The organism is Ruegeria sp. CH8 (genome assembly GCF_056536985.1).
In genome coordinates, this window is the sequence record NZ_JBQFQR010000041.1 from 17,311 (window position 1) to 28,266 (window position 10,956).

Sequence of the window (10,956 nt, forward strand, 5' to 3'; positions counted from 1 at the left end):
GATTGAGGCCCAATACCTGTTTTGGGCACATTTTGTTCCTGTATTCGGTCGACTGCATGAGACAATAGGAAACGGTGGCCGCAAAAAAGAAAGAGCGGTGCAAATTTGCGCCGCTCCTTTATTCCTTCACCAATAGTTAGGCGGACTTCTGTTTCATTCGTTTGTTGGACGGATCAAATGGCGGCTTTTCCAGAATGGTCGCACCTCGACGTTGGCCCAGAATCTCGACCGACAAGTCGTCTTTCGCATTCCGATTACGAAGATAAGCCAAGGCAAGGGTTTTACCCGTTCTGTGTCCATAGGCGGCCGACGTGACAATGCCGACAACCCGAGACCCCTGAAGAACACCGTGTGCGTAATAAGGGTCTACATCGCCCGAATCCACCTCAAGCATAACCATCGCCCACCGATCATCTGCTTCCATACGGTTAGCCAGAGCCTCTTTTCCGATGAAATCATGATCCATCTTGATCAGTAAGCCTGCACCGGTTTCTGCCGGGGTGCGTTCGGTCGTGAAATCACCGCCCCAGGCGCAATACCCTTTCTCTAACCGCATGGCGTTCATCGCATAGGCACCAAAGAAGCCTAGCCCATGAGGCTTGCCTGCTTGCTCCAGAGCTTCAAACAGCGCGGGCATCTGATCGGCAGAGACATGCAGTTCCCATCCAAGCTCACCGACATAAGAGACACGAAGCGCGCGCACATTTATGCCTGCGACTGTGATCTCATGCACCGAAAGCCAGGGGAACCCTGCGTTCAGGTCGGCCTCGGTCAGCGCGGTAAGAACATCCCGCGATTTTGGCCCCATGAGACCCAGCACCCCAAAGTCATTGGTCACCCGGGTAATGGTCACATTGAACCCTTCGGACCGCGCATTCAGCAGATCATGATCCATCTCTTCAGCGGCCGCTGCCGACGTGAGGTAGATGTGATCATCAGACAGAACCGTGACGGTGAATTCAGATTGCGTGCCCCCGGCAGGGGTCAGAGCATGGGTCAGACCGATGCGGCCCACCTTCGGCGTGCGATTCGCACCGATGCGGTCAACAAACTTGCGCGCATCGGGGCCTTTGACGTCGAATTTTGAAAAGACCGACATATCCGCAAGACCAACAGCGTTGGTAACAGTTTCGCATTCCCGTGCAACCGGCTCGAACCAGTTTGACCGGCGGAAGCTTGGCACGGCTTCATCACCCGTTTTGTCCGAGAACCAGTTGGGCCGTTCCCAACCGTAAGCCGCACCCATCACGGCACCACGTTCGACCATCTTGTCGTGAATGGGGGAAAGCCGTTTGTTCCGGGCGGCCGGGCGTTCTTCGTGCGGATAGTGCACGCCGAATTGAAGGCCGAAACATTCGATCGCTTTTTCGACGCGATAGTCGCGGTCGGCCCAGCTGCCGAACCGGCGACTGTCCACGGCCAGTGCGTCCATTGGGGGCGCGCTATGGGTCATCCAATGAGCTAGGAACCAGCCTGATCCGCCGCCCTCCATCACGCCCATTGACGAGCCGGTCAACAGCCAGGCATTGGGCAGGCCATGCGCCGGACCGATCAACGGGTTGGCGTCAGGTGTAAAGGTGATCGGGCCGTTGACGACCGATTTGATACCACCGGTTTCCAGTGCCGGGATACGCTCCATTGCCATCATGATAATGTCTTCGACACGGTCCAGATCGGGCGGCATCAGATCGGCACCGAAATCGGGTGGACAACCATCGATTGACCAGGCTTCGGCGTTTTTCTCGTAGGGCCCAAGGATCAGCCCGTCGCGTTCCTGACGCACATACCAGCTTTCTTCTGGGTCGCGGATCATCGGCAATTCGGGCAGGCCTTGTACAATTCGGTCTGCCACGGCCTGAACCGTGTCGGTCACCAGATACTGGTGCAGAACCGGCACGGACGGAATGTTCAGCCCCATCATATGGCCGATTTCCCAACCCCAGGTTCCCGCTGCATTCACGATATGCTTGGCGTGGATAGTGGTCTTTTCTGTTTCTACAACCCATATGCCATTCTCATAACGGATTGAGGACACCGGGTTGTAGCGTAAGATCGTGGCTCCGTTCTGCCGGGCAACCTTGGCCATCGCGTTGGTCGCGAGCGTCGGGTCAACATGGCCGTCATCGGGCTCATAGATCCCGCCCAGCAATCCATCGGTCCGGGCCAGCGGGTGCAGCCGTTCGACATCATCAGGCGTCAGCATCTGCAGATCGTACCCGGTAAAGCGGCTCAGGCCTGCGACATGCTCGAACTCATCCATCCGATCCGGGTTTGACGTGATCCGCATTGCGCCGGACCGGTGGAAACCACAGGTGTCGCCTGTTTCTTGGGGCAGAATGTCGCGATACAACCTGACCGAGGTGGCCCGAAGCTCCTGAATGGTTGGGTTGTGGGCGAAATGTGTACACAACCCGGCTGCGTGCCAGGTCGATCCGTGCGTTAGGTCGTTCTTTTCCGTCAGAACAATGTCTTTCCACCCGGCCTTCGCCAAATGATACATGAGTGACACGCCCATCGCGCCGCCACCGATAATGAGGACCTGTGCATTGGTGGTGCTCATCCCCGCATCCTTTCACCTTTTGGATCAAAGGGCACACGCGGCAATACAGTGGCTGTATGGCGCTTCCCTGCGATTTCGATTTCAAACTTCCGTTCACATGTCGCCGAGAGCTTTTCACCCTGAGCGATCTCGATCATCCCAAGGGCAAGCGTCTGTCCGGTTCTCACACCGCGCGCACCACTTGTAGTCATTCCCACAACACGGCCATTTTCCCAAATTGGTTCGTCATGCAGAACCAGTGGATGCGATGGCAGATCGAACATCACCTGTTTGCGGGTCAACCCCTGTTCCTTTTGCTGCAACAGGGCTTCTTTCCCAAGAAAATCCTTGCTCCAGTCGATCGCAAAGCCAAGACCAGCTTCAAGCGGCGTGATTTCTGGCCCAAGGTCGTGACCCCAGTGCTTGAACCCTTTCTCGATTCTGCACCCGTCCAGAGAGAAATGGCCCAACGGCCGTGCGCCAGCCGCATAAAGCGCATCAAAAGCCGGTCCGGCCAAATGATTGGCCACCGAAAGTTCCCATCCGAGTTCGCCCACAAAACTGACGCGCGTCGCAGTCGCTGGTCGTTCTGCGACGGTCACTTTCTTGAAGGTCGAGAAGGCGAAGTCATCCCAGTCATTCGGTGACAGAGATTTCAGCAAGCCCCTCGATCCGGCGCCCATCACACCAATGACGACTTCTGTGTCGGTCATGTCTTCGACCGAAACATTGCGCCCGGTACTGTGGCGGCGCAACCATGCCATGTTTTTTTGCCGGATTGCAGCGCCAGAGGTCATCCGAAAATGATCCTTAGCAATGCGCGCGATGGTGACGTCGGCTTCGGTTCCACCCTTGGCATTGGTAATCGGTGTATAAACAGCCCGGCCCGGAGCAACGTCTACGTTGGCCGTCGCAAGAAACTGCGTCAGTTCCAGCGCATCCGGACCCTTGATGTCGAACTTGCCAAAAGGTGACAGATCAACCAGCGCAGCGCCATCTTGCATTTGGGCCGCTTCGCGTACCGCGATGGGATACCAAGGTTGATCACCGACCGAGTAGGGCAGGTTTTTTTCACTGTCGTCTCTGGCGTACCAAAGCCCGCGCTCCCAACCAGCGGTCAGACCGAACTGCGCGCCAGCGGCCTCCCAACGGTCATGCAACACCGACTTGCGAAGGCCGCGTCCCGCCTTCGGCTGCTTGAATGGCCAATGAAGGGTAAACGCATCGCTAACGGCCTCTTCCATGCGCGCTTTGATATGTTCATTCGATGCGGTCAGCGGATCGACGCGTGCTATATCGACCTCCCATAAATCCATGGGCGGCTCGCCATCTATTATCCAGTCAGCCAGAACACGACCAATACCCGCCGAAGACATGACACCGACCGAGTTCATCCCGGCGGCCACGAAAAGTCCGTCAACTTCGGGTGTCTGGCCAATCAGCGGCTTGGTGTCAGCTGTGAAGCTCTCGGGTCCGTTCATAAAGTGCTGGATGCCGGCCTCGGCCAGTGCGGGCACGAGTGTCAGCGCCGCTTTCATGAACGGCATAAACTGATCCCAATCTTCCGGCATCTCAAGGAATGGGCGATCTCCTTCCGGGCCAAAAGCATCCCACACCTTGGCGTCGGGTTCGAACCCGCCGATCACCAATTTGCCCGCGTCGCCCTTGACATAAATCCCGCGATCCAGATCTCGCAGAACAGGGTAGGGATTGGGCAGCCCGTCCATCGGTTCAGTGACAATGTACATATGCTCGACTGCTTGAAGCGGAAGTGCGATCCCGGCCGCATCAGCCAAGCGTTTTGACCAGGCACCGGCACACAACGCGACCTGATCGGCCAATATTTCGGACTCATCCGCCAGGCACACGCCCTTGGCGGTACCATTTTCGATCAGCAGATCGGCAACCCGAACGTTTTCCCGGATATCGACGCCCTGCGCCCGCGCGGCCTTTGCATAGGCCATGCAAAGATCCACCGGGTTAACATTAGCATCCTCTGCCACCGCCAACGCGCCAACGATACCATCTGTGTCCAGTCCCGGCACGGCGTTCCGAACAGCTTCGGCAGTCATAATTGACGGTGTCAGACCAAAATGTCGCCCCAGTGCGGATATACGATGAAGTTCATCCATGCGCGCTTCTTCACGCGCCAGCCAGAACCCTCCGGTTTTTCGGTAGCCCGTGGACAAGCCGGTCTGTTCTTCGAGCTTGGGAAACAGCTCTCCGGCGTACATGGCCAGTTGGGTCATGTTGGGGGTCGCCCGCAACGGGCCAACAATGCCTGCGGCATGCCAGGATGTTCCGGATGTCAGTTGGTTCCGCTCTAACAGCGTGACTTTGGCCCGGCCAGCAAGGTGATAGGCCAGCCCAAGACCGATGGCGCCGCCGCCTATAATTACAACGTGATTCATAGCGCCTCTCAATTCGCCGATGCTTTTGCTGGACCTATCGGAGCATTGGGCAAGATAGGGTAGCGGTTATTTGGAAAGCCTGCTGGTATTCAGGGGAAAAGAAAATGTTGGGTTTGCGGTCTAAGACGGTGGAGCTTTTACTAGACATGTATTTCACAGAACATGAGGGCTAATGCCGAAGTGGCGTGAAAAGCATCGGGCGAAGTGCGATGGAGTTCCAAACCCGTTTGCCATGGATACTTCGATTATAGACATCGTCGTCTGTTCAATCTGAGCCTTTGCTCGGGTGACCCTTCTCGACATATAGTATCTCCCCGGCGATATCCTGTAGTGTCGCTGAAACTGGCGCTCCAAGTGGCGAACGCTGTAGCCCGCAATCCGGGCGACTTCGGAAAGAGGCACCGGGGAGGCCAGATTTTCCTCAATTACCGAGACTGCAGCGATAAGGCCTTTGTGCCTGGCCCCAGTGCGCCGTTCCAGCGGGCGGCGTTGCGGGGAATCTTCATACCGTATGCCATCCTTGATCAGATGATCCGAGATACGGCCAGCAAATGACCATCCGTGATCGTTGGCAATGCAATGAAGCAAGACATCAAAAGTCGCCAAAAACCCAGCAGAGGTTACGATGCCTTTGGATTTGTGAAACAGCTTCTGGTTCGTTTTCGTCGCAAATTCCGTAGCCTGGGATTTGTACTGCCAGTGGGCACTGACTTCCGCCTGATCGAGCACATTCAAATCTGTCAACATGTCAACGGCGGTTGACAGTGCAAAGATGCTCCGGGCAAACCGGCGCTTTGAAACAACGATACGCCGAATGGCCTGACGGTTTATCTCGGTTGGTTGGCACCCGACAAAAACAAGATAGTCTGTAGTTCCGTCGAAAGCTTCAGCGCAGTTGGTTTCCACCGCCAGATTTGACGCGGAACAAATGGAGCCACCCTGTTCAGAAGTCACGATTGGATTGTACGCGAGACCTTGCAGGAGATCGTTCGCAGACGCAAAAATATCTAAACATGCGGCAAGTTCAGTCAGCGGGAAACCCGGCAGAACTACGATCATCACGTTTTGAGTAAAAATCGATTCCTTTGTCTTCTGGGCGTCGTTTGGCTCGTACCGGGTTGGTGCAACTTTCTGGTAACCATCAACATGATTTCGCAATCTCATGTTCATGATTAAACCTTTCCTTTTCTGGTTAGCTGAGGCCCGTGCAGAAACATCCGCGGAGGATATTATGGTTGACTTTTTGAGGGGGCCGATCAAGGACAGCAGAAGATAATAAGAAAAATTAATGAAGGTTATCAGAAAATGAAAAAAAAGCAGGCGGAGGCGGATATCAATGTTTTGAGGGCGCTTGAGGTTTTCATGGCAGTCTCAGATGCTCGACATATAAGCGCCGCAGCGGCGGCACTGGGTTTGACGCAACCTGCCGTGTCTCAGCAGATTAAGAAACTGGAATGGGCGCTGCACACGCAGCTATTCGATCGCACCCGTCGACCATTGGAACTGACGCATTCAGGGCAGATTCTGAAACGCCGCGCTTTTCGAATTCTGAATGAAGTCGAGGACTTGAGAGCCGATTTGCGCTATTTGGAATCAAGTTCGATTCCGGTTCTGAGGGTAGGGCTTCTGGCTTCCATCGCCACGTCGTTGACTACGGGCCTTCTGGATATGGTTCGGGATGAGTTGAAGATACCGGAACTCAGTCTTTCAGCCGGGCTTGGAACCGACCATCAGATCGCTCTGAACACTCGGGCGGTGGATGTTGTTGTTACCTCTGATCCTCAGTTCGATGTGTCTGAATACCAGTGTATCCCCGTTTTGGAAGAGCCCTTTTTTCTGGTTCTGCCTGGATCGTATAGTGGACCATCGGACAATATTCACAAAATTTGCAAAGACCTATCGCTGGTTCGTTTCAGCGCGGATGCTCCGGTTGGGCGGCGAACCGATCAGCATCTCCAACGTTGTCGGGTAGATTTGCCACGGTCAATGGAAGCAGATCGTGCATCGATGATCGTAGCCGGTGTTGTGACCGGTCAGTGTTTCGCTATTCTGACGCCGAGCCTGTTAATTGATGCCGTGGCCGAAGGAATGGACTTGCGGATTGAACCGCTTCCATTGCCGGGGTTCACCCGCTCAATCCTTACTATTTCACGGGCAGGCGAACTTGGCGACATTCCACAACAGCTTGCTGTAGAAAGTTCGCGACTTTTGCGAGAGCAATTTGTTACACGGCTTTCCGGTGTTGCGGATCAAGTCCTGCATCACTGCTAATATGCATTATAATCTTTCCTAATTTTAGACAAAAAGCCTGTGCCTGCGCTGATATAGTTGCCACTTTCTTTCGGACCCGTGAAAAGTGCGGAGGGCAAGGATGGCACGAACAACAAACAGGCGCTCGGGGCGGCGCGAACGCATGGCAGCCCGAGCTGCGAAGCAAGCTTCTGCAGCCCCATATACCATTCGTCGGATCGGCAAGGTCAGCCTTGTTGACGATGAATCCATTGCCATTATCGAACGCAATGCTGATCGTATTCTGGATGAGATCGGCATGGACTTCCGGGGTGACCCGGACACACTAGCGCTGTTCAAGAAGCACGGCGCGCGTGTCGATGGGGAGCGGGTGCGCTTTGATCCGGGCTGGTGTCGCGAAAAGATAAAAACGGCCCCTTCTGTTTTTACACAACACGCCCGCAATCCAGCGCGCTCGATCCAAATTGGGGGTGACGCGCAGGTTTATGCCCCAAGCTTTGGCCCTCCGTTCGTGCACGACATGGAAAACGGCCGTCGTTATGCGACGATCGAGGATTTCCAAAACATCACCAAACTGTACCACCAGTTGGGCTCGATAAATCACTCGGGCGGTGTTGTGGTTGAGCCTGTCGATATTCCCGTGCCAGTGCGCCACCTTCATATGACGCATACCCACCTGACTATGAACGACAAGCCATTCATGGGCGCTGTAACAGCGCCTGAGCGTGCGCGCGACACAATCGAAATGTGCCGCATCGCAATGGGGCGCGAGTTTGTCGATCAGAATTGTGTATTGTATTCGGTGGTAAACACCAACGCACCGTTGGTTATGGATGAAACCATGCTTTGGGCACTGAAGGAATATGCCCAGGCCGGTCAGTGTACTGTTGTGTCGCCTTTCGTTCTGGGGGGTGCGATGTCTCCGGTTTCCGTGGCGGCGACCTTGTCGCAGGTGTTGGCCGAAGTGATGGCCTCTGTTGCACTGATTCAGCTGATCCGCCCGGGTGCCCCGGCCGCATTTGGTACGTTCTTCTCTCCGATCAGCCTGAAAACCGGAGCTCCGACTTTTGGCACACCCGAGGGAACTCAGTTTCAGATGTGCGCCAAAACTCTGGCCGACCGGTTGGGACTACCTTTCCACTCGGTTGGCGGTCTGACCGCCTCCAAGATTCCCGATGCACAAGCCGGGTATGAAAGCCAGACCCAGCTGATGGGGGCAACCATGGCGGGTGTGAACTTTATCATTCACGCGACCGGGTGTCTCGAAGGGCTTCTGACAACGGGCTATGAAAAAATTGTCATGGATGCGGATCGCTGTTCAGCCATGCAACGATTTACGCAAGGTGTGGACTTCTCGGAAGCCGCGCAGGCAATGGATGCCTTTTTTGAGGTTGAGCCCGGAGGTCACTTCCTTGGCGCCCAGCACACTCAGGACAATTTCGAAAGCGCCTTCTGGATGGGGGAAATGTCCGACAACGGAACCTATGAACAATGGCATGCCGAAGGCGGTCTGTGGCAGCACGAACGCGCCAGCGCCCGGGTCAAGCAATTGATCGAAGAGTACGAAGCACCGGCCATGGATGCCGGTATCCGAGAAGCACTTGATGATTTCATCGCCCGTCGCAGCCGGGAAATTGAAGGAGAACAGCCATGAACATGCAAACCGACTGGACCCTGAACGACACCGCCCGGCGGCGTGATAACTTTTATGCCGCCAGTCAGCGAAAGTTCGTTCCTTTCAAGGATCCGATGGTCTTCAAAAAAGGATCGATGCAGTACCTTTGGGACGTCGAAGGCCGGAAATACACCGACCTTTTGGGGATGAACGTTTGCATTTCGGTTGGTCACAGCCACCCGAAAGTTGTTGCCGCCGCCATGGAGCAGGCACAGGAACTGACGCATTGCACAACAATGTTCTATCACCCGGTGCCCGCGCATTTCGCCGAAGAACTGGCGGCTACCATGCCGAACCCAAATGGCGACATTGAATGGGTCGTGCACTTTACCAACTCGGGTTCAGAGGCGGTCGATCTGGCGATGACTATGGCGCGCAGCTATACCGGTAATCTGGACCTGCTCGCGCTGCGTTCAGCCTATCATGGTCCGACCGCTGCAGCTCAGTCGATCACCGGTATTTCCGGCTGGCGTCACCCGGGCATGCCGGGCAACGTGGCCTTTGTTCCGGACCCGCATCAGTACCGCGGCATCTTCGGCGAAAATGCCGGGGCCGAACCCTATCTTGATGAGATTGACCGCACCATCCACGCGGCCACTTCGGGCCAGGTTGCGGGCATCTTCATTGAAAGCGTGCAAGGCTATGGCGGCATCGTAGAAATGCCCAAAGGTTATATGACCGGCGCTGCCGAACGCGTTCGCGCCAAAGGTGGTCTGTTGATTGCCGATGAAGTTCAGGCAGGGTTTGGCCGCACCGGAGATCACATGTGGGGGTTCGAGGCCGACGGCGTCATTCCCGACATCGTAGTCATGGCTAAAGGCATCGGCAACGGGTTCCCCTTGGGTGCCGTGGTCGCACGCAAAGAGATCGCCGCGCCAATGGCGGAAAAGTTTATGTTCCACACCTATGGCGCCAACCCGACCTCTTGCGCGGCAAGTCGAGCGGTCCTGCAGGTGATCAAAGAGGACAATGTCCGCGAAAACGCACGAGACGTCGGTGCCGCTTTGCTGGAACGTCTACATGCGCTGAAGAACAAATACGAAGTCATCGGCGATGTTCGTGGACGTGGCCTGATGCTGGCCATTGAAATGGTTAAAGACCGTAAAACCAAAGAGCCGGATCCGCAGACAACCGCGGCTGTGTTCGAAGCCACGCGGGAAAATGGGATCATTCTGTCGAAATCAGGCGCGTATCAGTCCTGCTTGCGCATGGTTCCGCCCATGTGTTTGTCGATGGCAGATGTTGAACAGGCTTACGAGGCGCTGGATCAGGCATTCGGCAGTCTTTAAAAGCCAGGGTGGTTAACAAAATCACGGTAGTCAGGCCGGGGGAAATAACTCCGGGCTGACACCAACTGATTGTTCAATAGAGAGGAAACAACAGACTCTGTTTCGGTTCTTCAATGGGGTTATTCAAAGGCTTATCCTTAACCAAGCGGCTCCCGAAAATATTTCTGCAGGGCATGCGGATTGTTTCAACAACAACGTTCGTTGTTTGCGAGTTGAGCGTTCCTAATCGCTTAGAAGGGTATGGCCCCTCCGTTACATGTTCCTCGGTCAGATCAGAGAACGATGTATCGTTTCGGTCTGAGTCGTTAGAGCCCCCTGATCGTCGTTGATGCAGTCACTTCGGTGTTTCCCGCCGACTAGTTACCATTTGCATCATGGCGCCCCTGCGGGAGCTTCGTATTTTGGGGTCAAGAGCCGGTCCGTATCGAGGTCGGCGCAAGTCAGGAAGGAACTTGACTGCAAACCGCACATCTCTTCCCGATCACCGAGTTGTATGTATCTTATGACTCGGCTCAAAAGCTGAAGACCGAAGCGGCCGACCTGACCAGCTGGGATCTGAGCCCGCGTCAGATCTGCGATCTGGAGCTTCTGATGAATGGCGGGTTCAACCCGCTCAAGGGATTCCTGTCCGAAGCGGACTACGACAACGTCGTCGAAAACATGCGTCTGGCCAACGGCACTCTGTGGCCGACGCCGATCATGCTGGACGTCAGCGAAGAGTTTGCCGACGGAATCGAGCTGGGTCAGGATATCGCCCTGCGCGATCAGGAAGGTGTGATCCTCGGCACCATG

At 55.4% G+C, this 10,956-nt stretch carries 6 protein-coding genes and 1 pseudogene; 4 read left to right on the plus strand and 3 right to left on the minus strand.

Annotation, left to right across the window (positions count from 1 at the left end):
• Window positions 1-136: 136 nt before the first annotated feature.
• The 3 genes from ACR0ER_RS24200 to ACR0ER_RS24210 all read right to left on the minus strand — a co-directional run bounded on the left by ACR0ER_RS24200 (window position 137) and on the right by ACR0ER_RS24210 (window position 6,120).
• The gene (locus ACR0ER_RS24200) at window positions 137-2,560 is read right to left on the minus strand and encodes a GcvT family protein (RefSeq protein ID WP_480771075.1); all 2,424 of its coding nucleotides are present in this window, start codon (window positions 2,558-2,560) and stop codon (window positions 137-139) included.
• Entirely contained in the window at window positions 2,557-4,950 is a 2,394-nt protein-coding gene (locus tag ACR0ER_RS24205; RefSeq protein WP_480771076.1) for a GcvT family protein, read from the minus strand. The genes ACR0ER_RS24200 and ACR0ER_RS24205 overlap by 4 nt, the downstream gene beginning before the upstream one ends.
• A 153-nt stretch (window positions 4,951-5,103) precedes the next feature.
• Window positions 5,104-6,120 carry a GlxA family transcriptional regulator gene (locus ACR0ER_RS24210; RefSeq protein ID WP_480771077.1) on the minus strand — a complete coding sequence of 339 codons (1,017 nt, stop codon included), beginning with the start codon at window positions 6,118-6,120 and terminating at the stop codon, window positions 5,104-5,106.
• Window positions 6,121-6,255: 135 nt separating this feature from the next.
• Here ACR0ER_RS24210 and ACR0ER_RS24215 point away from each other — a divergent pair, with 135 nt between their 5' ends.
• The 4 genes and pseudogenes from ACR0ER_RS24215 to ACR0ER_RS24230 form a co-directional block, all read left to right on the plus strand.
• A complete protein-coding gene (locus ACR0ER_RS24215) occupies window positions 6,256-7,221 on the plus strand; it encodes a LysR family transcriptional regulator (RefSeq protein WP_480771078.1) in 966 nt (321 codons plus the stop codon).
• 100 nt (window positions 7,222-7,321) lie between these two features.
• On the plus strand, window positions 7,322-8,854 hold the full coding sequence (locus tag ACR0ER_RS24220) for a trimethylamine methyltransferase family protein (protein WP_480771079.1): 1,533 nt from the start codon (window positions 7,322-7,324) through the stop codon (window positions 8,852-8,854).
• Window positions 8,851-10,164, plus strand: coding sequence for an aspartate aminotransferase family protein (locus ACR0ER_RS24225; RefSeq protein ID WP_480771080.1), 1,314 nt, complete (start codon window positions 8,851-8,853; stop codon window positions 10,162-10,164). The genes ACR0ER_RS24220 and ACR0ER_RS24225 overlap by 4 nt, the downstream gene beginning before the upstream one ends.
• Before the next feature lie 456 nt (window positions 10,165-10,620).
• A pseudogene (locus tag ACR0ER_RS24230) lies at window positions 10,621-10,956 on the plus strand (adenylyltransferase); the annotation flags it as partial.